The 25,230-nt window shown below is 67.9% G+C and carries 21 protein-coding genes; 11 read left to right on the top strand and 10 right to left on the bottom strand.

The window, feature by feature from the left end; genetic code table 11:
• Nucleotides 1–2: 2 nt before the first annotated feature.
• Both hpnJ and hpnI read right to left on the bottom strand, forming a co-directional pair.
• A complete protein-coding gene (hpnJ, locus tag AC0KUR_RS22370; protein WP_376698784.1) occupies nt 3–1,445 on the bottom strand; it encodes a hopanoid biosynthesis associated radical SAM protein HpnJ in 1,443 nt (480 codons plus the stop codon).
• A 134-nt stretch (nt 1,446–1,579) separates the two neighbouring features.
• Nucleotides 1,580–2,755, bottom strand: coding sequence for a bacteriohopanetetrol glucosamine biosynthesis glycosyltransferase HpnI (hpnI, locus tag AC0KUR_RS22365; RefSeq protein ID WP_034186541.1), 1,176 nt, complete (start codon nt 2,753–2,755; stop codon nt 1,580–1,582).
• A 638-nt stretch (nt 2,756–3,393) separates the two neighbouring features.
• On the opposite strand from hpnI, the gene AC0KUR_RS22360 reads away from it, so the two are divergent.
• Nucleotides 3,394–4,392: an LLM class flavin-dependent oxidoreductase gene (locus tag AC0KUR_RS22360; protein WP_124670446.1), complete on the top strand. Its 999-nt coding sequence runs from the start codon at nt 3,394–3,396 to the stop codon at nt 4,390–4,392.
• A gap of 19 nt (nt 4,393–4,411) precedes the next feature.
• Here the strand turns inward: AC0KUR_RS22360 and AC0KUR_RS22355 are convergent, their stop codons facing one another.
• On the bottom strand, nt 4,412–5,470 hold the full coding sequence (locus AC0KUR_RS22355; RefSeq protein ID WP_049029966.1) for an alpha/beta fold hydrolase: 1,059 nt from the start codon (nt 5,468–5,470) through the stop codon (nt 4,412–4,414).
• Between the two features lie 172 nt (nt 5,471–5,642).
• Here AC0KUR_RS22355 and pdxY point away from each other — a divergent pair, with 172 nt between their 5' ends.
• The 3 genes from pdxY (at nt 5,643) to AC0KUR_RS22340 (ending at nt 10,459) form a co-directional block, all read left to right on the top strand.
• A complete protein-coding gene (pdxY, locus tag AC0KUR_RS22350; protein WP_034186753.1) occupies nt 5,643–6,503 on the top strand; it encodes a pyridoxal kinase PdxY in 861 nt (286 codons plus the stop codon).
• Nucleotides 6,504–6,776: 273 nt separating this feature from the next.
• Nucleotides 6,777–8,921 (top strand): phosphocholine-specific phospholipase C, encoded by a 2,145-nt coding sequence (locus tag AC0KUR_RS22345; protein WP_059560680.1) that lies wholly within the window; start codon nt 6,777–6,779, stop codon nt 8,919–8,921.
• 389 nt (nt 8,922–9,310) lie between these two features.
• Nucleotides 9,311–10,459, top strand: a complete 1,149-nt coding sequence (locus tag AC0KUR_RS22340; protein ID WP_034186537.1) for a branched-chain amino acid ABC transporter substrate-binding protein — start codon at nt 9,311–9,313, stop codon at nt 10,457–10,459.
• Between the two features lie 137 nt (nt 10,460–10,596).
• Here AC0KUR_RS22340 and AC0KUR_RS22335 read toward each other — a convergent pair whose 3' ends face one another.
• On the bottom strand, nt 10,597–11,346 hold the full coding sequence (locus tag AC0KUR_RS22335; protein ID WP_059560683.1) for a FadR/GntR family transcriptional regulator: 750 nt from the start codon (nt 11,344–11,346) through the stop codon (nt 10,597–10,599).
• Nucleotides 11,347–11,707: 361 nt separating this feature from the next.
• On the opposite strand from AC0KUR_RS22335, the gene gudD reads away from it, so the two are divergent.
• On the top strand, nt 11,708–13,060 hold the full coding sequence (gudD, locus tag AC0KUR_RS22330) for a glucarate dehydratase (protein WP_034186535.1): 1,353 nt from the start codon (nt 11,708–11,710) through the stop codon (nt 13,058–13,060).
• Nucleotides 13,061–13,116: 56 nt separating this feature from the next.
• On the opposite strand, the gene AC0KUR_RS22325 is transcribed toward gudD, so the two are convergent.
• Together AC0KUR_RS22325 and AC0KUR_RS22320 are read right to left on the bottom strand one after the other, a co-directional pair.
• Nucleotides 13,117–13,926, bottom strand: a complete 810-nt coding sequence (locus AC0KUR_RS22325) for a hypothetical protein (protein ID WP_473376427.1) — start codon at nt 13,924–13,926, stop codon at nt 13,117–13,119.
• Between the two features lie 236 nt (nt 13,927–14,162).
• Nucleotides 14,163–15,227, bottom strand: a complete 1,065-nt coding sequence (locus AC0KUR_RS22320; RefSeq protein WP_034186533.1) for a glycosyltransferase family 4 protein — start codon at nt 15,225–15,227, stop codon at nt 14,163–14,165.
• A gap of 565 nt (nt 15,228–15,792) precedes the next feature.
• On the opposite strand from AC0KUR_RS22320, the gene AC0KUR_RS22315 reads away from it, so the two are divergent.
• Entirely contained in the window at nt 15,793–17,625 is a 1,833-nt protein-coding gene (locus AC0KUR_RS22315; RefSeq protein ID WP_473376426.1) for an ABC transporter ATP-binding protein, read from the top strand.
• Nucleotides 17,626–17,702: 77 nt separating this feature from the next.
• On the opposite strand, the gene otsA is transcribed toward AC0KUR_RS22315, so the two are convergent.
• Both otsA and otsB read right to left on the bottom strand, forming a co-directional pair.
• Nucleotides 17,703–19,091, bottom strand: a complete 1,389-nt coding sequence (gene otsA, locus AC0KUR_RS22310) for an alpha,alpha-trehalose-phosphate synthase (UDP-forming) (RefSeq protein WP_034186531.1) — start codon at nt 19,089–19,091, stop codon at nt 17,703–17,705.
• Nucleotides 19,088–19,840, bottom strand: coding sequence for a trehalose-phosphatase (gene otsB, locus AC0KUR_RS22305; protein ID WP_034186530.1), 753 nt, complete (start codon nt 19,838–19,840; stop codon nt 19,088–19,090). The genes otsA and otsB overlap by 4 nt, the downstream gene beginning before the upstream one ends.
• 282 nt (nt 19,841–20,122) lie before the next feature.
• Between otsB and AC0KUR_RS22300 the strand changes: the two genes are divergently transcribed.
• Genes AC0KUR_RS22300 through AC0KUR_RS22290 form a run of 3 tightly spaced genes read left to right on the top strand, consistent with a single transcriptional unit; the run spans nt 20,123 to nt 22,093 of the window.
• Nucleotides 20,123–20,758 carry an SCO family protein gene (locus AC0KUR_RS22300; RefSeq protein ID WP_124670451.1) on the top strand — a complete coding sequence of 212 codons (636 nt, stop codon included), beginning with the start codon at nt 20,123–20,125 and terminating at the stop codon, nt 20,756–20,758.
• Between the two features lie 8 nt (nt 20,759–20,766).
• Nucleotides 20,767–21,213 carry a copper chaperone PCu(A)C gene (locus tag AC0KUR_RS22295; RefSeq protein ID WP_473376425.1) on the top strand — a complete coding sequence of 149 codons (447 nt, stop codon included), beginning with the start codon at nt 20,767–20,769 and terminating at the stop codon, nt 21,211–21,213.
• A gap of 10 nt (nt 21,214–21,223) precedes the next feature.
• Nucleotides 21,224–22,093, top strand: a complete 870-nt coding sequence (locus tag AC0KUR_RS22290) for a cytochrome c oxidase assembly protein (protein ID WP_069705373.1) — start codon at nt 21,224–21,226, stop codon at nt 22,091–22,093.
• A 10-nt stretch (nt 22,094–22,103) separates the two neighbouring features.
• Here AC0KUR_RS22290 and AC0KUR_RS22285 read toward each other — a convergent pair whose 3' ends face one another.
• Nucleotides 22,104–22,589, bottom strand: a complete 486-nt coding sequence (locus AC0KUR_RS22285) for a GNAT family N-acetyltransferase (protein ID WP_034186526.1) — start codon at nt 22,587–22,589, stop codon at nt 22,104–22,106.
• 144 nt (nt 22,590–22,733) lie between these two features.
• Nucleotides 22,734–23,606 (bottom strand): pirin family protein, encoded by an 873-nt coding sequence (locus AC0KUR_RS22280; RefSeq protein ID WP_049029664.1) that lies wholly within the window; start codon nt 23,604–23,606, stop codon nt 22,734–22,736.
• Between the two features lie 111 nt (nt 23,607–23,717).
• On the opposite strand from AC0KUR_RS22280, the gene AC0KUR_RS22275 reads away from it, so the two are divergent.
• Together AC0KUR_RS22275 and AC0KUR_RS22270 are read left to right on the top strand one after the other, a co-directional pair.
• The gene (locus tag AC0KUR_RS22275) at nt 23,718–24,635 is read left to right on the top strand and encodes a LysR family transcriptional regulator (RefSeq protein WP_124609129.1); all 918 of its coding nucleotides are present in this window, start codon (nt 23,718–23,720) and stop codon (nt 24,633–24,635) included.
• Nucleotides 24,636–24,714: 79 nt separating this feature from the next.
• Nucleotides 24,715–25,218, top strand: a complete 504-nt coding sequence (locus AC0KUR_RS22270) for a GAF domain-containing protein (protein ID WP_034186523.1) — start codon at nt 24,715–24,717, stop codon at nt 25,216–25,218.
• Nucleotides 25,219–25,230 lie beyond the last annotated feature (12 nt).

The following is a 25,230-nucleotide window of genomic DNA, read 5'->3' as shown; positions in this document are numbered from 1 at the left end:
GATTACGCCTCGTGCGCGCGCAGGAAGCGGAAGAACTCGACGCCTTCGCGCAGGCGGCGCTTCATCATGTCCCAGCTCGTCAGCATCTCGCGCACGATCTCCCAGATCTTCGACGGGCGGAAATAGAACTCGCGATAGAACTGCTCGAGGTGGTGATAGATCTCGTCGCGCGACAGGTGCGCGTAGCCGATCGCCGCGAGCTGCACGCCTTCCTTGCTCACCAGGTTGATCGTCTTGTTCTCTTCCATCCAGCCGTTTTCGACGGCCTGCTTGTAGAGCGTCGTGCCCGGATACGGCGCGGCGAGCGAGACCTGGATCGTGTGCGGATTGATTTCCTTCGCGTACTCGATCGTCTTCTTGATGGTTTCCTGCGTCTCGCCCGGCAGGCCGAGGATGAAGGTGCCGTGGATCTTGATGCCGAGCTTCTTGCAGTCCGCGCTGAAGCGGCGCGCGAAATCGGTGCGCACGCCCTTCTTGATGTTCACGAGGATCTGGTCGTCGCCGGATTCGAAGCCGACCAGCAGCAGACGCAGGCCGTTTTCCTTCATGACCTTCAGCGTCTTGTACGGCACGTTGGCCTTCGCGTTGCACGACCACGTGATGCCGAGCTTGCCCAGGCCGATGGCGATGGCTTCGGCGCGCGGCAGGTCGTCGGTGAAGGTGTCGTCGTCGAACATCAGTTCCTTCACTTCCGGCATGTTGTCGCGGATCCACTTCGCTTCCGCGAGCACGTTCTCGACCGAGCGCGTGCGGTAGCGATGGCCGCTGACCGTCTGCGGCCACAGGCAGAACGTGCAGCGCGACTTGCAGCCGCGGCCCGTGTAGATCGACACGTACGGATAGTTCAGGTAGCCGATGAAGTAGTTGTCGATCTTCAGGTCGCGCTTGTAGACGGGCGCGACGAACGGCAGCTCGTCCATGTTCTCGAGGATCGGACGCGCTTCGTTGTGCTCGATCGAGCCGTCCTTCGCGCGCCAGCTCAGGCCCTTGATCTCGGGGAACGGCTTGCCTTCGGCGAGCTCCTTGCACGTGTAGTCGAATTCCTCGCGGCACACGAAGTCGATTGCGTCGCTCGCCGTGAGCGAGTTGTGCGGATCGACCATCACCTTCGCGCCCACCATGCCGACCAGCATCGACGGCTTCATCTTCTTGAGATCCTGCGCGAACATCGCGTCGGTCGGGAACGACGGCGTGCTCGTGTGAATGATCACGAGGTCGTAGTCGTTGGCGATCTTCAGCGTTTCCTCGACCGACAGGCCGTCGGCCGGTGCATCGACGACACGGCTGCCCGGCACGAGCGCGGCCGGCTGCGCGAGCCAGGTCGGATACCAGAAGGAACGGATTTCGCGCTTCGCCTGATAGCGCGAGCCGGCTCCGCCGTCGAAGCCGTCATACGAAGGGGCCTGCAAGAACAGCGTTTTCATGAATGCTCCGGTAGCCTGCATAGTTCGTTTCGTTGCAACGATTCAGTCAAAAAACCGCGGGCCGCCGTGCCGGCGCCCGCCTCTCTGTCATGTCGCGCCGCGCGGCGTCGCCGTGCAGCGCGTCTCGGCCCTCGGGCCGGGTTCGATCGACGGTCCTAATGGCCGTCCACTGCTTCCACCGCCGCCGTCGCGCGTTCGCCGCCGACGACCGTCATCCTTGCGCCGCGCCACACGACGTGCGTGCCGAACACGGCCGCGAGCCATTCGAGCGCGAGCAGCGTGTCGCGCACCGCGACAAGCGGCAGGTCGCGCCAGAACGCGCGCCAGCCCTCTTCGCCGCGCGCGTGCAGCACGAGCCGCCCGAATGCGCCGACCACGGCTGCGCCGCCCGCCAGCGTGCCGGCGAAGGTGCCGTCGAGGCGCAGCGCGAGCGCCGCGCCGATCGCGAGCCACGGCACCGTAAACGTAATGAACAGGAACGCGAAGCCGGCCGGGTTCAGCGAACGGATCGTGCGCAGCCAGCGCGTTTCGCGGTGCCACAACGGCCCGAACGACGGCTCGATCACGTCGGTCGCGACCTCGACCTCCGACAGTACTGTGCGCCGCCCGAGGCGCCTCGGCAATTCCGCCAGCCAGAAATCGTCGGCCAGCTCGTCCTTCAGCGCGAACAAGCCGCCGATCCGGTCGAGTGTGTCGCGCGTCAGCGCGAGCGTCGCGCCGAAGCCGAAGCGGCTCGAGCGGCCGAGGTGCGTGATCCGCACCGACGGCGCGAACCACGCGTCGACGAACTGTGCGCCGATCCGCGTCCAGAAGCCGCCGACGCTGCGCGCATGATACAGACACGTGACGACCCCGACCGACACGTCGGCGAGCGGCGCCGTCACGCGCTCCAGATAGTCGGGCTGCACCGCGATGTCGCTGTCGGCGATCACGATGCGGTCGTATTTCGCGCGCGCGGCGAGATTGATCAGGTTGCTGACCTTCAGGTTCTTGCCGTGCACGCGCGCGTCGACCACCAGCGTGATGTCGCACTCGGGATAGTCGGCGCGCAGCCGCTCGACGACGGCAATCGCCGGATCGGCCGGCGACGCGACCCCGAACAGCACCTCATGACGCGGGTGGCGCTGCTCGCAGAACGTCGCGAGGTTTTCGTACAGGTGCGGCTCCGCGCCGCACAGCGGCTTGAGCACGCTGACCGGCTCGAAACCGTCGCGCGCGGCGGTGCGCGGCGTGCGCGGCCGCGGCGCGAAGGCCGCGACGAGCGCATAGCCGGCCGCGGCCAGCGTGAAGGCGATCAGGAGCCAGTCGAGCAGTGTTGCGGTTGGCGTCATGCGCAACGCCTCCCGGCAGCCTGAACGCCATGGAGAACGCTTGAGCGCGATTGAGCGTGATGCGGTATTCCGGCGACGACGAACGCGGGCACGACCCGACTCCTTGTTCCAGCAGCGTCTGTAATGGGGGAGGCGCGCCCCGTTGTTCGGGTGCGGCCATGCCCGGTTTCGCGTGGCATCTCTCCGCGCAATGCCCGGAAGGGGATGCGGGAAGACTCGAATGGCTACCATCGGCACAACATGGGCAGGCGCCGGATTTTAGCAGTCCGCAGCCCCCCGCGCGTGGCACGACGAGAAACGGACTAGTGCAATTCCGGCAAAGCTGAGCGGACGACGAACCTTATCGGTACAGCCACGTTCACGTTAGCGTAAGCACTTTGCAGGCGTATTGCAGTCTTGAAAATCAGACGTTTCGTGCAAATTTGTACGTCGATGCGGATTCACCGCCAATCGCCGTAAAGATTGGTAATTAATCGGCGATTAGGTTGATTTCTGCAACGATCAAGAACGACGCCCCTGCACCCCTGTAAGGCGCATGGGTATCGGCGCGCCGCCAGCACGTTCCGGAACCCTTTGGCAAAATCCTTGGCATTTGTTGCATAAGCGCATCACCGCGCCCCTCATTCGAAGGCCACCCGATGACACCGTTTTCCGTACTCGATCTCGCCCCCATTCCGGCCGGCACCGACGCCTCGCAGGCGTTCCGCAACACCGTCGATCTCGCGCAGCATGCGGAGCGCTGGGGCTACCGGCGCTACTGGCTGGCCGAGCATCACAACATGCCGGGCATCGCGAGCGCGGCCACCGCGGTCGTGATCGGCCACGTCGCGGGCGCCACGCGAACGATCCGGGTCGGCTCGGGCGGCATCATGCTGCCGAATCACGCGCCGCTCGTGATCGCCGAGCAGTTCGGCACGCTCGCCTCGCTGTATCCGGGGCGCATCGACCTCGGCCTCGGCCGCGCGCCCGGCACCGACCAGACCACGTCGCGCGCGCTGCGCCGCGACCTGATCGGCAGCGCCGACTCGTTTCCGGACGACGTCGCCGAGCTGCAGCGCTACTTCGCGGAGCCGGTGCCCGGCCAGCGAGTGCGCGCGGTGCCCGGCGCGGGGCTCGACGTGCCGGTATGGCTGCTCGGTTCGAGTCTGTTCAGTGCACAGCTCGCCGCGATGCTCGGGCTGCCGTTCGCATTCGCGTCGCACTTCGCGCCGGACTACCTGATGCGTGCGCTCGAGATCTATCGCGCGCAGTACCGGCCGTCGGCCGCGTGGCCGAAGCCGCACGCGATGGTCGGCGTCAACGTGTTCGCGGCGGAGACCGACGACGAGGCACGGCGCCTGTTCACGTCGCTGCAGCAGCAGTTCATCAACCTGCGGCGCGGCACGCCGGGCAAGCTGCCGCCGCCCGTCGACGTGCTCGAGGCAAACGAGCTCGAGCTCGCGACCGTCGCGCATTCGCTGTCGTTCGCGGCGGTCGGCTCGCGCGACACGGTGCGCGACAAGCTGCGCGATCGCATCGCGCAAACCGGCGCCGACGAGCTGATCGTCACCGCGCAGATCTACGATCACGCCGCGCGGCTGCGCTCGTTCGAACTGACCGCGCAGATTCGCGACGAGCTCGCGAACGAGGCGCGCTGACGGCGCCCCTGCCCCCGCGTCACTGCGGGTGCACGGCCTCCAGCCCGTCGAGCAGCGCCTTGTGGAACGCGTCCGGATCCTGGATCTGAGGCGCGTGTCCGAGCGCCGGGAATTCGACGAGCTGCGCGCCGGGGATCGCGGCCTGCGTGCGCTTCGCGAGTTCCGGATAGCGGCCGAGCTTCGCATGCACGTCGGGCGGCGCGACGTCCTTGCCGATCGCGGTCGTGTCCTTGTCGCCGATCATCAGCAGCGTCGGCACGCGGATCGCACCGAGTTCATAGACCACCGGCTGCGTGAGGATCATGTCGTAGATCAGCGCGGAATTCCACGCGACCGCATCGCGGCCGGCGCCGCGATACATGCCGGCCAGCATCTGCACCCAGCGCTCGTACGACGGCGACCACTTGCCCGCGTAGTACGTGCCCTGCTCGTAGCGGCGGATGCCGTCGGCCGTCGTCTTCTGCTCGCGCGCATACCAGTAGTCGACCGACAGCGGCGGCACGCCGAGCGCCTTCCAGTCCTCGAGGCCGATCGGGTTCACGAGCACGAGCTGGTCGGTCGCCTTCGGATACATCAGCGCATAGCGGATCGCGAGCATCCCGCCGGTCGAATGACCGACGATCGTCGCCGACTTCACGCCCACCGATTCGAGCAGCGCATGCGTGTTGCGCGCGAGTTGCTGGAACGTGTACTGATAGCGCTCGGGCTTCGACGACTTGCAGAAGCCGATCTGGTCCGGCGCGATCACGCGGTAGCCGGCACGGCTCAACACGCCGATCGTGTCCTCCCAGGTGGCCGCGCAGAAGTTCTTCCCGTGCAGCAGCACGACGGTGCGACCGTTCGGGTGGGCGGGCTGGACATCGAGAAACGCCATCTCGAGGGTTTCGCGCTGCGACACGAACGTATACAGGTGCACGGGCGCCGGATACGTGAACCCTTCCAGGCGCGGGCCGTACACGGGCCCGTCGTTGCCCGCGGATGGTGCGGCAACGGCCGCCGCAGGCATGGCGCACACGACGGCGGCCGCGCCGAGCACGGCGGCGCGCGCAACAGACAACATCTTGCAAATCGAAAGCATGGCGATCACGGAGATTGGAGACGCGCGCGGGCAGCCGGGCCGCCGCGCGCCCCGCGATTCTACGCGCTCGCGTGACGACGGCGCGCAACACTCCGGGGCCACGCGACTTCCGCGCGTGCGACGAACTCGGGTATCGTGTGACGTGACCCTGAAACGCGTGCAGGCGATTCCCATGAAAAACGTCCTCAGCATTCAGTCGCACGTCATCTACGGACATGCCGGCAACAGTGCGGCCGTGTTCCCGATGCAGCGCCTCGGCGTCAACGTCTGGCCGCTCAACACCGTCCAGTTGTCGAATCACATGCAGTACGGCCATTGGGCCGGCAGCGCGATCGATGCCGCGAAGATGGAACAGCTCGTCGACGGCATCGCCGCGATCGGCGCGCTCAAGCGCTGCGACGCCGTGCTGTCCGGCTTCCTCGGGTCGCCGCCGCAAGCACGCGCGGCCGTCGAGATCGTGCGCTCGGTGAAGGCGATGAATCCGGACGCGTGGTACTTCTGCGATCCCGCGATGGGCCAGACGGGCGGCATCCGGCCCGAGCCCGGCGTCGAGGAGTTCATCGTGCAGGAGGTGCCGGCGCTCGCGGACGGCATGTCGCCGAATCACACCGAACTGCAGAAGCTCGCCGGGCGGCGCATCGAAACCGTCGCCGAAGCCGTCGACGCGTGCCGCGCGCTGATCCGCCGCGGCCCGCGGATCATCCTCGTCAAGCACCTGCACGACCGTAACAGTCCGGCCGACCGTTTCAACATGCTCGCCGTCACCGAAACCGAAGCGTGGATCGGCCAGCGCCCGCTGTACGCGTTTCCGCGCCATCCGGTCGGCGTCGGCGACCTGACCAGCGCGATCTTCGTCGCGCGCCGGCTGCGTGGCGACTCCGTGCGCGCCGCGTTCGAGCACACGCTCGCGGCCGTGCATGCGGTCGTGAAGGCGACCTACGATGCGCGCCGCTACGAACTCGAACTCGTCGCCGCGCAGGACGAGATCGCCCGCCCGAGCGAATGGTTCGGCGCGTGGGTGACCGACGCCTGACGCATCGCCCTCCGCTCCGCTTCACCGGCGAGCCGCCTGCGCCGCTTGCCCGCTTCCCCTGCCGCGCCACGACCGCGGGCGCCCCGTGTCCCGATGCTGCTTCGCCGTCGTTTCACCGCACCTGCAAACGTTTCCGGACTTCACATGAATGACACCGATTTCTCGCTATGCTCGCGGCGGCACGAACCCGCGCAGCCGCATCCTGCGCCCCGGAGCGCGCCCTTCCAGCAGGTCCCGCCAATCGGCTTCCCCCTTTAACGCACGATAACGACCATGACCCGATCGAACCGTCGTGACTTCCTGCGCGTCGCCGCCGGCACTGCCGGCGCCGCCGCGCTGAACCTGTTTCCGCCCGTGATCCGCGATGCGCTCGCGATTCCCGCGAACCGCCGCACCGGCACGATCCGCGACATCGAACACATCGTGATCCTGATGCAGGAGAACCGTTCGTTCGACCATTACTTCGGCACGATGCGCGGTGTCCGCGGTTTTGGCGACCCGCGCCCGCTACGTCTCGCGAACGGCAAGTCGGTGTTCCACCAGCCGGTCGGTCCGGCCGAACTGCTGCCGTTCCATCCGGGCGCCGACAAGCTCGGCCTGCAGTTCCTGCAGGACCTGCCGCACGGCTGGCAGGACATGCACGCCGCATGGAACAAGGGCCGCTACGACCAGTGGGTGCCGAACAAGGGCACCACGACGATGGCGTACCTGAAGCGCGACGACATCCCGTTCCACTACCAGCTCGCCGATGCGTTCACGATCTGCGATGCCTACCACTGCGCGATCCCGAGCTCGACCGACCCGAACCGCTACTACATGTGGACGGGCTACGTCGGCAACGACGGCACGGGCGGCGGCCCGGTGCTCGGCAACGAGGAAAAGGGCTACGGCTGGACGACCTATCCGGAAGTGCTCGAACAGGCCGGCGTGTCGTGGAAGATCTACCAGGACGTCGGCACGGGCCTCGACGCGAACGGCTCGTGGGGGTGGACGCAGAACCCGTACATCGGCAACTACGGCGACAACGCGCTGCTCTACTTCAACCAGTACCGCACCGCGCTGCCCGGCACGCCGCTGTACGACAAGGCGCGCACCGGCACCAACATCAGCGCGGGCGGCACGCTGTTCGACGTGCTGCAGCAGGACGTGAAGAACGGCACGCTGCCGCAGGTGTCGTGGATCTGCGCGCCGGAAGCGTATTCCGAGCACCCGAACTGGCCCGCGAACTACGGCGCGTGGTACATCGAGCAGGTGCTGAAGGCGCTCGTGTCGAATCCCGACGTGTGGAGCAAGACCGCGCTGTTCATCACGTACGACGAAAACGACGGCTTCTTCGACCACGTGCCGCCGCCGTTCGCGCCGCAGTCGCGCGACAACGGGCTGTCGACGGTCGCGACGACCAACGAGGCATTCGCCGGCGACGCGTCGCACATGGCCGGCCCTTACGGGCTCGGGCCGCGCGTGCCGATGCTCGTCGTGTCGCCGTGGACCAAGGGCGGCTGGGTCTGCTCGCAGACCTTCGATCACACGTCGCTGCTGCAATTCATCGAGGCACGGTTCGGCGCGCAATATCCGGTCACGGCCGCCAACGTGTCGCCGTGGCGCCGTACGGTATGCGGCGACCTGACCGCCGCGTTCGACTTCGCGACGTCCGATGCCGGCTGGCCGACGCTGCCCGACACGAGCGGCTACGCGCCGCCCGACCGCAACCGCCATCCCGACTACATCCCGGTGCCGCCGGTGCTGCAGAAGCTGCCGAAGCAGGAGGCCGGGCTGCGTCCGGCGCGCGCGCTGCCGTACGAGCTGTTCGTGCACGGCCGCGTCGAATCCGTCAACGGCCAGTTCCGGCTGACCTTCGCGAACACCGGCCGCGCGGGCGCCGCGTTCCAGGTCCAGTCGCGCAACCGCCTGGACGGCCCGTGGGCGTACACGGTCGAAGCCGGCAAACGCGTCGCCGACACGTGGAGCGCGGCGGCATCGCTCGGCCTGTACGACCTCGACGTGTACGGCCCGAACGGCTTCTACTGCCATTTCCGCGGCCCGTTCGCGACCGGCGTGGGCAGCGCGAACGTGAACCCCGAGGTGATCTACGGCTATGACGTCGCGAACGGCAACATCACGCTGCGCCTGATGAACCGCGGCCACAAGGCCGTGCGGCTCAAGGTCACGAACGCCTATGGTCATGGCCGTCCGCGCACGTTCGACCTCGCGCCCGGCGCGCACGTCGACGACTACTGGGATCTGCGCGGCAGCCACGGCTGGTATGACCTGACCGTCAGCGACGGCCGGCTGCTCGGCTTCCTGCGCCGCTTCGCGGGCCACGTCGAAACGGGCCGCCCGAGCACCAGCGATCCGCTGATCCGCACGCACGCGTCGCACGACGACACCGAGGCCGCATCGGACGCGCTGTCCGACTAACGGCATCGCTTGCGCGGCACGGCCCCCGGCGGGCCGTGCCGCGCCCTTGTCTCGCGCCCTTGTCTCGCCCCCCTCCTCCTGCCCTCCTCTTCGCCCCTTCCGTCCGCAACGGGAAACTCCGGATACCGGCCGGTCCTGCCCGCGCGGAAGCTATGCGCAAATCCGCATCGAATGCGCAGCAAATTGCCAAGACCCGCGCATATCGGCGACCTATATATCGAGACAATCGGGGCTCTTCACCGAGCCTGACGGGGGCGTGTTCCGAAGATCGCGATGCCGACCTCCCCGCCCGATTCCGAGAAGCGGTCGAACCGCCCGCCCGTCGCACGCGCCCGGCTCGCCCGGACGCGCGCGGTACCCACTCGCTGGTGTCGAACAAGAGGAACAACATGAAATTCCGTCATTCCCTGCTGTCGGTGTCGATTGCATCCGCGCTGGCCCTCCTCTCGCAACAGGCCGCCCAGGCTGCCGACGCAACCGACGTGAAGGTCGGCTTCGCCGCACCGCTCACGGGTGTGAACGCCGGCTACGGCAAGGATCTGCAGAACGGCGTGCAGCTCGCGCTCGACGATGCCGCCGCGCAGAAGGTGCAGATCGCCGGCAAGCCGGCTCACTTCAATCTCGTCGTGCAGGACGATCAGGCCGACCCGCGCATCGGCGTGCAGGCCGCGCAGGCGCTCGTCGACCAGAACGTGTCGGTCGTGGTCGGTCACTTCAACTCGGGGACGACGATTCCGGCATCGGTCGTCTACGACAAAGCCGGCATCCCGGTGATCGACCCGGCCGCGACCAACCCGACACTCACGTCGCGCGGGCTCGCGAACATGTTCATGGTGATCGCGACCGACGGCCAGAACGCCGGCAACGCGGGCAAGTACGCGGTCGACGTGACGAAGGCGAAGCGCATCGCGATCATCGACGACCGCACCGCGTTCGGCCAGGGCGAGGCCGACGAGTTCGAGAAGGCCGTGAAGGCCGCCGGCGGGAACATCATCGGCCGCGAGTTCACCAGCAACCAGGCCGTCGACTTCCGCGCGCAGATCACGAGCCTGAAAGGCAAGAACCCCGACCTGATCTTCTTCGGCGGCCTCGATTCGCTCGCCGCGAACTTCATCAAGCAGATGCGCCAGCTCGGGCTGAACGCGCAGTTCGTCGGCGGCGGCGGCGTGAAGGACAACGAGTTCATCAAGATCGCCGGTCCGGCCGCCGAAGGGGCGATGGCGTGGGAATACGGCCAGCCGCTCGACGAGCTGCCGCAGGGGAAGGATTTCGAACAGCGCTTCAAGAAGCGCTTCGGCGTCGACGTGCTGTCGTATGCGCAGTTCGGCTATGACGCGGCGTGGGCCGCGATCAAGGCGATGCAGGCGGCCGGCTCGACCGACCCGAAGGTCTATCGCCCGGCGCTGAAGAAGATCGACTTCGAAGGCGTCACCGGCCGCATCTCGTTCGCGAACGACGGTTCGCTGAAGAGCGGGATGTCGACGCTCTACCAGGTGAAGAGCGGCGCGTGGAAGACGATCGTGACGAAGGGAGGCTGATCGGTCATGCAGGCGGCCTGGCGGCGAACCCGCCGCCAGGCCGGGCGGATCGATGCCGTCGCATCGATCTTGTATGACGACTGATGTTGAAGCGATTCGACCGGGCCCACGCCAACGCGGGCCCCGTGACGCGACGGTCAGCCGGCTTCGGCCTCGGCCGCCTCGTGCGCGCGGCGCAGCCGCTCGCGGCTGTTCGTGAGGTGCGTGCGCATCGCGGCGCGCGCGGCTTCGGGGTCGTGGCGCGCGATCGCCTCGTAGATATCCTCGTGCTCGTGGTTCAGCCGGCCGACGTAGCGCTCGAGGTCGTCGCCGGCGAAGCGCGCCGAATTCACGCGTGTGCGCGGGATGATCGAGGTGCCGAGCTGCGTCATGATGTCGACGAAATAGCGGTTGCCGGTCGATTGCGCGATCTGCAGGTGAAACTGGAAGTCGAGCTGCGCGGTATCGCGGCCGCCGCCCGCGCCCGTCGCGATTGCGTCGAGCGCGCGCCGCAGCGCGGCGAGGTCGGCATCGTTCGCGCGTTGCGCGGCCAGGCTCGCGCACTCGCTCTCGAGGCTGATGCGCAGTTCCAGCACCGCGAGCACGTCGCGCAGCGTCGTGATCGTCGCGGGATCGATGCCGAGCGTCTGGCGGCGCGACGGCTCCAGCACGAAGCTGCCGATGCCGTGGCGCGTCTCGATCAGGCCGCTCGCCTGCATCCGCGAGATCGCCTCGCGCACGACCGTGCGGCTCACGCCCTGCGCCGCCATGACTTCGGTTTCGGTCGGCAGCTTGTCGCCGGGACGCAGCGTGCCGTTTTCGATCTGCGCGGTCAGCGCGTCGACGACATCTTGTGCGAGGCTGCGTGCGCGACGGCGCGGCGCTGCGGGAAGCGTGGGCACGGACATGAGGCCGGTTCCTTTTTGAATGATCGTAATGTGAGCCGAGGGTTTACGCGGGGTTTGAGCGAAAGCCGATGATTCATTATACTGCGTCACAAGTCATCCGACGACTGATGATCGGTGCACGGATCTCCTGTCGACTCAGGGCCGGCACTTCAGCGCCGCCTGGTCTCGTGCCTGACGATCGGCCAGCATTCGCGTTCCGCGCTCCGCTGGTCTCGTTGTCGCTCCCACCCCCGTTCCGGGTTGCTGTCGACATGCGGGCCTTGCGCGCCGCGCACGTCGGTTGTCGAATGATCGCACCTCCCGCCGCGCGCGGCAAAGCTTTTGCCGCACGGCATTGCCTACTCTTCTGCCATCGCCGCCCATGAACGCCGTCACTGCCTCGCCTTCCCACGACACGCCGCGCATCGTCGACCTGCAAGCGATTCCGGTCGCCGGCCACGACAGCATGCTGCTCAACCTGAGCGGCGCGCATGGTCCGTTCTTCACCCGCAACCTCGTGATCCTGAAGGACAGCGCGGGCCGAACCGGCGTCGGCGAGGTGCCGGGCGGCGAAAGCATCCGCCGCACACTCGACGATGCCCGCGCGCTCGTCGTCGGCCAGCCGGTCGGCAACTACCACGCGGTGCTCAACGACGTGCGGCGCACCTTCGCCGATCGCGATGCAAGCGGCCGCGGGCTGCAGACCTTCGACCTGCGCACGACGATCCACGCGGTCACCGCGCTCGAGGCCGCGCTGCTCGACCTGCTCGGCCAGCATCTCGGCGTGCCGGTCGCCGCGCTGCTCGGCGAAGGCCAGCAGCGCGACCGTGTCGAAATGCTCGGCTACCTGTTCTACATCGGCGACCGCACGAAAACCGCGCTCGCCTATCGCGACGGCAGCGGCGCGACCGACGACTGGACGCGCGTGCGCGACGAAGCCGCGCTGACACCCGAGGCCGTCGTGCGGCTCGCCGAGGCCGCGCATGCACGCTACGGCTTCAACGACTTCAAGCTGAAGGGCGGCGTGTTCGAAGGCGCGAGCGAGATCGAGGCCGTGACGGCGCTCGCCGAACGCTTCCCCGACGCGCGCGTGACGCTCGACCCGAACGGAGCCTGGTCGCTCGACGAAGCCGTGCGGCTGTGCCGCGATCAGCATCACGTGCTCGCATATGCGGAAGATCCGTGCGGCGCGGAGAACGGTTACTCGGGCCGCGAGGTGATGGCCGAATTCCGCCGCGCGACGGGGCTGCCGACGGCGACCAACATGATCGCGACCGACTGGCGGCAGATGGGCCACGCGGTGCAGCTGCAGGCCGTCGACATCCCGCTCGCCGACCCGCACTTCTGGACGATGCAGGGTTCGGTGCGCGTCGCGCAGATGTGCCGCGACTGGGGTCTCACGTGGGGCTCGCATTCGAACAACCACTTCGACGTGTCGCTCGCGATGTTCACGCACGTCGCGGCCGCCGCACCGGGCCAGGTCACCGCGATCGACACGCACTGGATCTGGCAGGACGGCGAGCGGCTGACGCGCGAGCCGCTGAAGATCGAGAACGGGCTGGTGGAGGTGCCGAAGCGGCCGGGCCTGGGCATCGACATCGACATGGATGCGGTCGCGCTCGCGCACGAGCTGTACAAGCAGCACGGCCTCGGCGCTCGCGACGATGCGGCGGCCATGCAGTACCTGATTCCGGGGTGGACGTTCAACAACAAGCGCCCCTGCCTCGTGCGCTGAACGCGGAACGAACCGGGCGCCCGGATCGCCCGGTTGCCCGTGCCATCCCCGCCCTGTCAGACGATCTGCTTGAGCGCCGCGTCGAGCGCGAGCACCGCGACGCGGTCGCCTTCGGTCGCGAGCGGCGCGCGCATCACGATCTGCCGGTTGTGGCCGACGGCCGCCGGCGAATCCCACAGCAGTTCGATCTTGGGCCGATTGAACAGGCTGCCGCGACGCGGCGGCACGACTGCCGGCTGCCCGTCCGCCGCGCCCTGCTCGCCCGGCGCGGCAGCCTTGCGGCCCGGCCAGCGCACCGACAGCTCGCGCGCGTCGTACTGGCCAACCTTGCGGCTTTCCATCCAGACGATCGCGGTACGCGTCAGCACGTCGAGTGAAATCGCATACCGACCGACCGCGAAGCGGCGGGCGGCCACGTTGGTGCGCCACAGCGGCCGCGGGCGGCAGATCCAGACGATGGCCGCGTAAAGCGCCGGCGCGGCGACGAGCCAGCCGTTGGTCGCCGTCACCGCATGCAGCGCGCGGCGCCAGCCGGCCGCCCACGTGAACGCGCCGATCGACCAGACGGCGAACAGGAAACCGATCAGCGCGAAGACGCGCAGCGCCTGACGCAGCCACTGCGGCAGCGGATGGAACGGCCGCTCGGCGCGCGCGACGGCGCCCGGCAGCGCGAGCAGCAGGAAGATCAGCACGAGGTAGACGAACGCCCACGGCGACGACACCATCGCGGACAGCGACGAGCGATAGCCCATCTGGGACATCGAGAACAGCCAGCGCGCGAGCAGCACGAGACCGATCGCGCGCAACGCGAAGATCACACCGGCGCCGGGGGCCGGCGCTGCGCGCGTGGTTTTCGTTCTCGCCAAGACTGCTCTCCTCTTGATATTCGTACAGGGCCGGATTTCACGGCACGGCCATTATAGGGACATTACCGTCTGGACAGACGGCCGGATGGCGTGCCGGGCCGCTTCGGGGGGCGTTCGCGGCGCCGGGCGCGGCGAGAATACAACACATCCGCGCCGCGGATGTGACAACGCCCCGCCGGAAACCCGGACGGGGCGTCGATGACGGCCGCGCGCCGCAGCGCGGCGGCGGCCCGCGATCAGCTTGCGTTGACTTCGCGGAGCACCGTGCGGCGCTTCTGGCGCAGCAGTTCCTCGTAGCCCTTCACGTAATTCTGCGCCATCACCTTCGACGAGAAACGTGCTTCGAACGCGGCGCGAACCTTCTCGCGCGGCAGCGTATCGAGGCGCTTGAGCGCCGCGACGGCCGACAGTTCGTCTTCGACGACGAAGCCCGACACGCCGTTGTCGATCACTTCCGGCACCGAGCCGCGCTTGAACGCGATCACCGGCGTGCCACACGCCATCGCCTCGATCATCACCAGGCCGAAAGGCTCCGGCCAGTCGATCGGGAACAGCAGCGCATGTGCATTGCCGAGGAATTCGGTCTTCTCGGCCTCGCTGATTTCGCCGATGTACTCGACGTGCGGCAGCGCGAACAGCGGCTTGATCTTCTCTTCGTAGTACGCGCGATCAGCCTTGTCGAGCTTCGCGGCGATCTTGATCGGCAGGCCGGCCTGCTCGGCGATGCGGATTGCCGTGTCGACGCGCTTCTCCGGCGAGATGCGGCCCAGGAACGCGAGGTAGCTCGGCTTCACGTTCGGGATCGGCGTCAGCAGGTTTTCCGGCAGGCCGTGGTAGACGGTCGACAGCCAGTTCGCCTGCGGCAGCGGGATGCGCTGGTTGTCGGAGATCGACACGACCGGCACGTCGCTGAATGCATTGAAGATCGGCTGCAGTTCCGGCAGGTCGAGACGGCCGTGCATCGTCGTCAGATGCGGGACCGGCTGGCGCGAGAACAGCGAGAACGGGTAGTAGTCGATGTGGCAGTGCAGGACGTCGAACTCTTCCGCACGGCGGCGCACCTGCTCGAGGAGCAGCATGTGCGGGGCCATCACGTCGCGGATCGTCGGGTCGAGGCGCAGCGCCTGCGGCCAGCACGCTTCGAGCTTCGCGGAGGTTTGCGAATCGCCGCTCGCGAAGAGCGTGACGTCATGCCCCATCTCGACGAGTGCTTCGGTGAGGTAGGACACCACTCGCTCGGTACCACCGTACAGTTTCGGGGGTACCGCTTCATGCAACGGAGCGATTTGGGCGATTCGCATGCGTAACTCCTAAAAAATCGGCTAAAAACCAGGTATGGGTCGGCAACCTGCCGGCGGTCCGGGCTGGATGCTTTTCATCCGAACCATCGGACGAATCAGCCTGCCGGGGGCGTCGAACCCGCGCTGCTCAAGGAGCGTCGGCGACGCGACAGGCATAGAACGTTTGAAACGAAGACCCGTTGACAGGGGTTCGTAAAAAAACCTGGAATCGAACCCGGAGCCGATTATCTAGGGTTAATCCCGATACGGCGCACAACATTTCAAACACTTTACTTTGTTACAAAGGCGCAACACTTTGCAACCCGCGGACTCGGGTGTCCGTTCTAGAGTGGAAGGCCCTTTGGCGATCCTCGTCACCCGTGGCTGCCGGCAGCGTGATTCCGGCACACGAGGCAGGACGGGATGCCGGATTTTATCTCAAAATCGACCGCGAGCCCCTGGCCAAGGCAAGATTCGCGCAGCGCGACGCACGGCCTTGTTTACAATGCCGGATTATTCAGTCCGGGCGAACGCCGGCATGCGATCCAGCCGCCACGCTCAATCACCGAATCACCGCACGCATATTTTGGAATCTCTCACCCCTGCCCAGCGCAACGCCCACAACGCGAAGCTGTCGAGCTACGCGCACCGGCCGATCGCGTTCCTGTTCCGCTACATCCGCCTCCACCCCGTCGCGCACCTCATCGTGCTCTTCAGCGTGCTGGCCGCCGTCGGCTGCGCGCTCGGTTCGCAATATGCGATCAAGCACCTGATCGACGTGCTCGCGACCGGGCGCCATCACCCGGGTCCGCTGTGGAGCGCGTTCGCGCTGCTCGTCGGGCTGATCGCGGCCGACAACCTGCTGTGGCGCGTCGGCGGCTGGGTCGCCGCGCACACGTTCGTCGCCGTGACCGGCGACCTGCGGCGCGACCTGTTCCAGTACCTGATCGGCCATTCGCCGACGTATTACTCGGAGAAGCAGCCGGGCACGCTCGCGAGCCGCATCACGGCCACGTCGAACGCGGTGTATACGTCCGAGAACACGATGGCGTGGAACGTGCTGCCGCCGTGCATCGCGGTAATGGGCGCGATCCTGATGATCATCGTCGTCAATCCGCTGATGGCCGCCGGCCTGCTCGGCTGTTCGGCCGTGCTGTCCATCATCCTGTTCAAGCTCGCCGGCCGCGGCTCGGCCCGTCACCATGCGTTCGCGGCGAAGGCCGCGGCGGTCGACGGCGAACTCGTCGACGTGATCGGCAACATGGGCCTCGTGCGCGCGTTCGGGATGACGCTGCGCGAGCAGAAGCGCTTCGGCGCGACGGTCAAGGCCGAGATGGACGCGCGCCAGCAAAGCCTGCTCTATCTCGAAAAGCTGCGCCTGCTGCACGCGGTGATCACCGCGATGCTGTCCGCCGGCCTGCTCGGCTGGGCGCTGTGGCTGTGGGACCAGGGCCGCGCGACGTCGGGCGACATCGTGCTCGTCAGTTCGCTCGGCTTCACGATCCTGCACGGCACGCGCGACCTCGCGGTCGCGCTCGTCGACGTCACGCAGCACGTCGCGCGCTTGTCCGAGGCCGTGAAGACGCTGCTCGAACCGCACGGGATGCCCGACCGCTCCGACGCGCAGCCGCTGGCGGCCACGGGCGGCCGCGTCGACTTCGAGCGCGTGACGTTCGCGTATCCGCACCGCCGCGCGATCCTCGACCACTTCGATCTCCATATCGAACCGGGCCAGCGCGTCGGCCTGATCGGCAAGTCGGGCGCCGGCAAGTCGACCGTGCTCGCGCTGCTGCAGCGCTTCTACGACACGCAGGACGGCGTCGTGAAGGTCGACGGCCAGGACGTGAAGGCGATCACGCAGGACAGCCTGCGCCATGCGATCGCGCTCGTGCCGCAGGACATCTCGCTGCTGCACCGGACGATCTACGACAACATCGCGTACGGCCGCCCCGACGCGACCCGCGACGAAGTGCTCGCCGCCGCGCGCGACGCGCGTTGCGCGGAGTTCATCGAGGCGATGCCGGAAGGCTATGACACGATCGTCGGCGACCGCGGCGTCAAGCTGTCGGGCGGCCAGCGCCAGCGCATCGCGATCGCGCGCGCGATCCTGAAGAACGCGCCGATCCTGCTGCTCGACGAAGCGACGTCGGCGCTCGACAGCGCGTCCGAGGAAGCGATCCAGAGCGCGCTCGACCGCCTGATGGTCGGCCGCACGGTGATCGCGATCGCGCACCGCCTGTCGACGCTGCGCAACTTCGACCGGATCATCGTGATGAACAACGGCAAGGTGATCGACGACGGCCCGCCCGAGGTGCTGCGCAATCGCCCCGGCCTGTACCGCGACCTGCTCGCGAAACAGCACGGCCGCCATCCCCCGGCACACGACGGCAACACGCCGACCGGCGAGCGCGTGGCCTGACGCGCCCCCGCCAGCCGACAAAAAAGCCGCGGTGCATCACGCACCGCGGCTTTTTTCATTGGCGCGGAAACGGCCGGTCAGGCGTGCTGCAGGTCGCGCAGGAAGTTGTCGCGCCACACCGACACGTTGTTCTCGCGCAGCTGCGCGATCATGTCCGTATAGCGTGCGCGCCGCTCGGCGAGCGGCATCGTCAGCGCCTGCGACAGCGCATCGGCCATCCCGTCGATGTCGATCGGATTGACGATCAGCGCGCCGGTCAGCTCGCGCGCGGCGCCCGCGAAACGCGACAGCACGAGCACGCCCGGATCGTCCGGATTCTGTGCGGACACGTATTCCTTCGCGACCAGATTCATCCCGTCGCGCAGCGGCGTCACGAAGCCCACGCGCGCGAGCCGGTACAGCGCGGCCAGCACCTGCCGGTCGTACTGGCGGTGAATGTAGAGGATCGGTGCCCAGTCGAGCTCCGCGTAGCGCCCGTTGATGCGCCCCGACTCCGCTTCGAGCTGCAGCCGGATATCCTGGTACGCGCGCAGGTCCGCACGCGTCGACGGCGCGATCTGCAGGAACGACACGCGGTTGCGGATCGACGCCTGGTGCTCGAGCAGCTTCTCGAATGCCCGGAAGCGCTCGACGAGCCCCTTCGAATAATCGAGCCGGTCGACGCTCATGATCAGCTGCCGCCCGCGCAGCGACGTCGCGAGCGTGCGCACGGCCTTGCCGTGTTCGCCCGCCTGCGCGAGCGACGCGATCTCGTCCGGATAGACGCCGATCGGATAGGCAGCCGCACGCAGCGTCTGGCCGAACGCGCGCACGCGCACGGTGTTGTGCCCGTCGCGCTCGACGTCGCCCCCCGCCTCGAACTCGACGTAGTCGCAGAACGCGCGCAAGTCGGGTTCGGTCTGGAAGCCGAGCAGGTCGAACGCGCACAGCGACTCGACGAGTTCGCGATGCGGCGGCACGTTGACGAGCACCTGCGCGGCCGGAAACGGGATATGCAGGAAGAAGCCGATCCGGTTCTTCACGCCGGCCTCGCGCAGCGCGCGCGCGAACGGAATCAGGTGATAGTCGTGCACCCAGATCACGTCGTCGTCCTGCAGCAGCGGCACGAGCTGCTGCGCGAGCCACACGTTGACGCGACGATAGCCGTCGAATTCGTGGCGGTCGTACTGGATCAGGTCCGCGCGGTAATGAAACGCGGGCCACAACGTGGCGTTCGAGAAACCCCGGTAGTACTGGTCGTAATCGCGGCGCGACAGCCCGACGGTCGCGAACGTCACGGGCCCGCGCTCCTCGATGCGGATCTGCGGCTGCGGCGCGCCGGATGCGACGACCTCGCCGCTCCAGCCGAACCACATGCCGCCCGTCTCCTTCAGCGCGTCATAGACGCCGATCGCCAGGCCGCCCGCCGCCGGTTCGCCTTCCGAAATCGGTGCGACGCGGTTTGAAACGATGATGAGCCGGCTCATGCGTGCGGCTGCCCCGTGCCGAGCCAGCGCGCGATCTGCTCATGCAGCGCGTCGACCGAATCGAGCCGCGCGCGGGCCGAGGTCTCGCCCGCGCCGACCTTGATCGACAGGCCGCCGCGCGCGTTGACCACCGCGAAGCCCTTCTCGTCGGTCAGGTCGTCGCCCGCGAACAGCGGCATGCGCCCCGCGAACGGCGGTTCGTCGAGGAACGCCGCCAGCGCACGCCCCTTGTCGACGCCCTTCGGCTTGATCTCGAACACCATCTTGCCGGGCTGCAGCACGTATGCATCGGCATAGTCGGCCACGAGACGCTCGGCCGCTTCGCGCGCGACCGCCTCGCGCTCGGGCGCATTGCGAAAGTGCAGCGCGACGGCCGCGCCCTTGATTTCGAGCAGCATGCCCGGATGACGGTCGACGACACCCGCAAGCTCGCGCTCGATGCGCAACAGGCGTTCGTCGTTGAAGCCGATGCGCTGCGTGTCGCCGTTCGCATCGCGGCGCTCCGCCCCGTGCAGGCCCGCGATCGGCAGGCCGGGCATCTGCAGGAACGTGTCGAGGTTGTCGATACCGCGCCCCGACACGATCGCGACCGCCCCGTGCGAGCGGCGGCGCAACGCGTCCAGCAGCGTCAGCAGCGACGGCGGAACGTGGATGCTGTCGGGGGTGGGCGCGAGTTCGACGAGCGTGCCGTCGAAGTCGAAGAAGAACGCGGTATCGGTCAGGGACAGGGAAGCCGGAACGGATTGCATCGATTCGATAGTCTGAGGGTCGGCCGGCAACCACGGGCCGCCGCTGCGCGAATGGAATTGTGCGCATCTTACCGCGCCTGCGCACCGAGATGGGCGAAACCGGTACGTCGCCTGCCGCGCGCCGCCGCTTGCGTCAACTGCGACATATTGCCCCGCTCGCTCGCCCCGTACGGGTTTCGAAAGGACGCGGGCGCGCGAATTGCGCTACAGTCGCAACCGCCTGCCGCGCGACGCCTGGCATCACCGCCGGCCGGCCACTTTTCCGACCGATCGAGCCCCAGGATGTCGTCTGCCCGTCCCGCGCCGCCGTGGCGCCTCCCCCGCCTCATCCGCACGGCCGCGGCCCTCGCCGCCGCCGTGACGCTCGCCGCGTGCACGCACGACGAGCCGCGCTGGAACCTGACCAACGTCACCGGCCACCTGCCCGACCTGTCGTTCACGCTGACGGGCGGTGACGGCCGTCCCGTTGACGCCGATGCGTTCCACGGCCGCGTCGCGCTCGTCTACTTCGGCTACACGCACTGCCCCGATGTCTGCCCCGAAACGATGGCGCGGCTGATGGAAGTGCTCGGCAAGCTCGGCCCGCGGGCCAACGACGTGCGCATCCTGTTCGTATCGGTCGATCCCGCGCGCGACACGCCGCAGATGATGCAGTCGTACGTCGCCGCGTTCGACGCCGCGCACGCGCGCGGCCTGACCGGCACCGACGGCCAGATCGAATCGCTCGCGAAACGCTATCGCGTCGCGTACCAGATGGAAAAACGCGATCCGTCCGGCGGCTACGAAGTCACGCACAGCTCGGCCGTCTACATCTTCGACGCAACCGGCCGCGCGCGCCTGCTCGCGACCGATCGCGATTCGCCCGACGCCATCGCCGCCGATGTGCGCCGGATCATCGACACCGCCTCCACGACCTGAATTCCGCCATGAACACGAAGACGACCCTCAAGACGTTCGCCCTCCTCGCCGCGCTGTGCACCGGCGCCCACGCCTATGCCGCCGGCGCGATCACCGCGCAGGGCGCGTGGGTGCGCTGGCTGCCGAACAAGCTGCCCGCGGGCGGCTACGTGACGCTCGTGAACACGAGCGACAAGCCGGTCGATCTCGTCGACGTCGACAGCCCCGACTACGGGATGGCCATGCTGCACCAGACCGTGTCGAACGGCTCGACGCAGAAGATGGAAATGGTCGACAAGCTGACGATCCCCGCGCGCGGCAAGGTCGACATCGCACCGGGCGGCTATCACTTCATGCTCGAGGAACCGAAGCACGCGATCAAGCCGGGCGACACCGTGCACCTGCGCCTGAAATTCTCCGACGGCGAAACGGTCGACGCACCGTTTGCCGTGAAGTCGCCGGCCCAGGCGAAGTGATCCGCGCGCAATGAACCTCCTGTACTGGCTCGACCCGTGGGAGCCGTCGCCGACGGTCGTCATCGCGGTGCTGACGGCGGCCGTGCTGTTCGCGCGCGGCGTGAAGAAGGCGAAGGTGTCGCCGCTGCGGCAGTTCTCGTTCTGGTTCGGGCTGACGGCGCTCTACATCGCGCTGCATACGCGGCTCGACTATTTCTTCGAGCACGAGTTCTTCATGCATCGCGCGCAGCATCTCGTGCTGCACCACCTCGGGCCGTTCTTCATCGCGCTGTCGTATCCGGGCGCGGCGATCCGCGCGGGCATCCCGTTCCGCTGGCGACAGCGCTTCGTGCGCCCCGCGCTCGCGTGGGCGCCCGTCCGGGCCACGCTCGACGTGGTGTTCCATCCGGTCGTCGCGGTCGTGCTGTTCGTCGGGCTGATCTATTTCTGGCTGCTCTCGCCGATCCACTTCATCGCGATGCTCGACTGGCGGCTCTATCGCGTGATGAACTGGAGCATGGTGATCGACGGGCTGCTGTTCTGGTGGCTCGTCGTCGATCCGCGACCCGCGCCGCCCGCGCGGCTGTCGCCAGGGCGCCGGATCCTGATCGTCGTCGCGGCGATCCCGCCGCAGATCGCGCTCGGCGCGCTGATCTTCTTCACACCGCACGAGTTGTATCCGATCTACTCGATCTGCGGCCGTGCCTTCACGTGGCTGAGCCCGCTGCGCGATCAGCAGATCGGCGGGCTGCTGCTGTGGATTCCCGGCTCGATGATGAGCGTGATCGGTGCGCTGATCGCGCTGCGGCACTGGCTGCGGCTCTCCGCGCGCGGCCGCCTGATCGGCGAACGCGCGGCGCGGCACGCGGACAAGCCGCCGGTGCCCCGCGCCGCGCACTGACCGCTGCGCGTCATGCGCGCGCGCTGCTCATCCACACGTGCGGGATGCCGTCCTCGTCATGCACGTCCGAACTCGGCGTGAAGCCGAACGCCCCGTAGAAACGCTGCAAGTGAGCCTGCGCGTGCAGGCTCACCGGCGTATCCGGCCATTGCGCGCGGATGTGCTCGAGCGCGCGCGACAGCAGCCCGTTGCCGAGGCCCGCACCACGAAACGCGGCGGTCGTCAGCACGCGGCCGATACGCACGTCGGTATGCTGCGCATCGGGCAGCAGCACGCGCAGATAGCCGGCCAGGCGGCCGGCCGGATCGAACGCGGCGAGGTGCCATGCGGCCTGGTCCGCATCGTCGATATCGCGATACACGCAGTTCTGCTCGACGACGAACACGGCGCTGCGCGCCTCGAGGATCGAATAGACTTCGCGCGCCGTCAGCGCGTCGAAGGATTTCCAGCGCCAGTCGAGATCGGCAGCGCTCGGGGATGCGGCGGATGCGTTCATGTACGGTCCTGATTCGGGCGCGCCGGCCGGCGCGCGATAACCGTCGATTATGCCTCGAAGCGCCTGCCGCGCACGACCGCCTGCCCGCGCGCGAAAAAAAAGCCCCGCATTGCGCGGGGCCTGTCCGTCATGCCGTCACGACTGTCATGCCGGCATCTGGCCGAAGCGGCCGCCGTTGAAGTCCTCGATCGCGGTACGGATCTCCGCTTGCGAGTTCATCACGAACGGACCGTAGCCGACGACCGGCTCGTCGATCGGCTCGCCGCTCAGGATCAGCAGCTTCGCGTCGCCGTTCGCTTCGATCTCGACGTCGCTGCCGTCACGGCCGAGTTGCACGAACTGCGCTTCGCGCGCGACCGTCTCGCCGTTCACCTGCACGGTGCCGCTCAGCACGACCACCGCAAGCGTGCGCCCTTCGGCGATCGGGAACCGCGCGTGGCCGCCGGCCACGAGCCGCACGTCCCACACGTCGATCGGCGTGTGCGTGCGGGCCGGGCCGCGCCGCCCGTCGAGTTCGCCGGCAATGATCCGCGCACGCCCGGCGCCGTCCGGCAGCTCGACCACGGGAATGTCCGCGTTCAGCAGCGTCTGATAGCCGGGCGCGCCCATCTTGTCGGCGGCGGGCAGGTTCACCCACAGCTGCACCATCTCGAGCGGGCCGCCCCGCTTCGTGAACGCCTCCGAGTGGAATTCCTCGTGCAGGATCCCGCTCGCGGCCGTCATCCACTGCACGTCGCCCGGGCCGATCGTGCCGCCCGCGCCGGTCGAATCGCGGTGCGCGACTTCGCCGTCATAGACGATCGTCACCGTTTCGAACCCGCGGTGCGGATGCTGGCCGACCCCGCGCGGCGCCGAAACCGAGCCCGGCTCGAACGTCGCGGGGCCGGCGTAGTCGAGCAGCAGGAACGGGCTCAGGTGCGCGCCGTGGGACTGGTAGCTGAACATCGAACGCACCGGGAAACCGTCGCCGACCCAATGTCCGCGCGGCGCACTGTACACACCCTGGATCTTCTTCATGGCCCTTCTCCAAATTGCGGCGAAACACGTGTTTCGCATCCATGGGTAGCAATATAGTGGTGGAACGATCGATCCGGTAGACTGCCGAAATCGCACTCAGCGTTCTATTTCATGAACGATAAAGCACGGGATCTGAACGATCTCTACTACTTCGTGCAGGTCGTCGAACACGGCGGCTTCGCGCCGGCCGGGCGTGCGCTGGACATGCCGAAATCGAAACTGAGCCGCCGCGTCGCGCTGCTCGAGGCACGGCTCGGGATGCGGCTGATCCAGCGTTCGACGCGCCGCTTCACGGTCACCGACGTCGGCCAGACGTACTACGCGCATTGCCGCGCGATGCTCGTCGAGGCCGACGCGGCCGACGAGGCGATCGCGCTGCTGCACGAGGAGCCGCGCGGCATCGTGCGGGTCAGTTGCCCGGTCGTGCTGCTCGATTCGCTGGTCGGGACGATGATTGCCGCGTTCATGGCCGCGTGTCCACGCGTCGACATTCATCTGGAAGCAACCAACCGTCGCGTCGACGTGGTCGGCGAAGGAATCGACGTCGCGATCCGCGTGCGCCCGCCGCCGCTCGAAGACAGCGATCTCGCGCTGCGCGTGCTGGCCGAGCGCGGCCAGTGCCTCGTCGCGAGCCCCGCGCTGCTGCGCGAGCGCGGCGCGCCGGCCGTTCCCGCCGATCTCGCCCGCCTGCCGAGCCTCGACCACGGCGTGCCGCAGTCCACCCACGTGTGGCGGCTGCGCGGGCCCGACGGCGCGCACGCGGAAATCCATCACCAGCCGCGCCTCGTGACGGGCGGCATGCTCGCGCTGCGCGCGGCGGCCGTCGCGGGGGTCGGGGTCGTGCAGTTGCCGACGATGATGGTCCGCGACGAAGTCGCGCGCGGCGAACTGGTCACCGTGCTGCCGGACTGGGCGCCGCGCCGCGAGATCGTGCACGCGGTGTTCGCGTCGCGCCGCGGGCTGCTGCCCGCGGTGCGCGCGCTACTCGACTTCCTTGCCGAGCGGTTTGCCGAACTCGAGCCCGACTGAGCGCTGCAGACCGCACGTGCGTGCCGTAGACTGCGGTACGCGCCACGCGTCTTTTCACAACCCTTATCGCTTTCCCGCCATGTTCACGCTGTCCAACGACCCCAACGCCTCCAAGGCCGATCAATACGCGACGCTCGTCGAGCAGGCACGCGCGCTCGTCGAGTCCGAACGCGACCTGACGGCCAACGCGGCGAATTTCTCCGCGCTCGTCTATCACGCGCTCGATCGTCTCAACTGGGCGGGCTTCTACTTCTTCGACGGGACCGAACTCGTCGTCGGCCCGTTCCAGGGCAAGCCCGCGTGCGTGCGCATCGCGCTCGGCAAGGGCGTGTGCGGCACCGCCGCGCAGACGCGCGAGACGCAGGTCGTGCGCGACGTGCATGAGTTTCCCGGCCATATCGCGTGTGACGCGGCCTCGGAATCGGAAATCGTCGTCCCGCTGGTGGCCGGCGACGGCACGCTGATCGGCGTGTGGGACGTCGACAGCCCGGTCGCCGCGCGCTTCGACGACGAAGATCGCAAGGGCATGGAAGCGCTGTGCCGCGTGTTCGTCGAACACGCGTGGCAGAAGGCGCGCGGCTGAGCCGCGCCGGCC

It is taken from the genome of Burkholderia sp. YHN3-13, from assembly GCF_055810675.1.
Note: the sequence above shows the minus strand (reverse complement) of the source record. Positions and strands in the feature narration are given on the sequence as shown.

Excerpts from the sequence above, each read along its gene's own strand:
- hpnJ (WP_376698784.1), bottom strand. The coding sequence starts at position 1,445 with ATGCAGGCTACCGGAGCATTCATGAAAACGCTGTTCTTGCAGGCCCCT.
- hpnI (WP_034186541.1), bottom strand. The coding sequence starts at position 2,755 with ATGACGCCAACCGCAACACTGCTCGACTGGCTCCTGATCGCCTTCACG.
- AC0KUR_RS22360 (WP_124670446.1), top strand. The coding sequence starts at position 3,394 with ATGACACCGTTTTCCGTACTCGATCTCGCCCCCATTCCGGCCGGCACC.
- AC0KUR_RS22355 (WP_049029966.1), bottom strand. The coding sequence starts at position 5,470 with ATGCTTTCGATTTGCAAGATGTTGTCTGTTGCGCGCGCCGCCGTGCTC.
- pdxY (WP_034186753.1), top strand. The coding sequence starts at position 5,643 with ATGAAAAACGTCCTCAGCATTCAGTCGCACGTCATCTACGGACATGCC.
- AC0KUR_RS22345 (WP_059560680.1), top strand. The coding sequence starts at position 6,777 with ATGACCCGATCGAACCGTCGTGACTTCCTGCGCGTCGCCGCCGGCACT.
- AC0KUR_RS22340 (WP_034186537.1), top strand. The coding sequence starts at position 9,311 with ATGAAATTCCGTCATTCCCTGCTGTCGGTGTCGATTGCATCCGCGCTG.
- AC0KUR_RS22335 (WP_059560683.1), bottom strand. The coding sequence starts at position 11,346 with ATGTCCGTGCCCACGCTTCCCGCAGCGCCGCGCCGTCGCGCACGCAGC.
- gudD (WP_034186535.1), top strand. The coding sequence starts at position 11,708 with ATGAACGCCGTCACTGCCTCGCCTTCCCACGACACGCCGCGCATCGTC.
- AC0KUR_RS22320 (WP_034186533.1), bottom strand. The coding sequence starts at position 15,227 with ATGCGAATCGCCCAAATCGCTCCGTTGCATGAAGCGGTACCCCCGAAA.
- otsA (WP_034186531.1), bottom strand. The coding sequence starts at position 19,091 with ATGAGCCGGCTCATCATCGTTTCAAACCGCGTCGCACCGATTTCGGAA.
- otsB (WP_034186530.1), bottom strand. The coding sequence starts at position 19,840 with ATGCAATCCGTTCCGGCTTCCCTGTCCCTGACCGATACCGCGTTCTTC.
- AC0KUR_RS22300 (WP_124670451.1), top strand. The coding sequence starts at position 20,123 with ATGTCGTCTGCCCGTCCCGCGCCGCCGTGGCGCCTCCCCCGCCTCATC.
- AC0KUR_RS22295 (WP_473376425.1), top strand. The coding sequence starts at position 20,767 with ATGAACACGAAGACGACCCTCAAGACGTTCGCCCTCCTCGCCGCGCTG.
- AC0KUR_RS22290 (WP_069705373.1), top strand. The coding sequence starts at position 21,224 with ATGAACCTCCTGTACTGGCTCGACCCGTGGGAGCCGTCGCCGACGGTC.
- AC0KUR_RS22285 (WP_034186526.1), bottom strand. The coding sequence starts at position 22,589 with ATGAACGCATCCGCCGCATCCCCGAGCGCTGCCGATCTCGACTGGCGC.
- AC0KUR_RS22280 (WP_049029664.1), bottom strand. The coding sequence starts at position 23,606 with ATGAAGAAGATCCAGGGTGTGTACAGTGCGCCGCGCGGACATTGGGTC.
- AC0KUR_RS22275 (WP_124609129.1), top strand. The coding sequence starts at position 23,718 with ATGAACGATAAAGCACGGGATCTGAACGATCTCTACTACTTCGTGCAG.
- AC0KUR_RS22270 (WP_034186523.1), top strand. The coding sequence starts at position 24,715 with ATGTTCACGCTGTCCAACGACCCCAACGCCTCCAAGGCCGATCAATAC.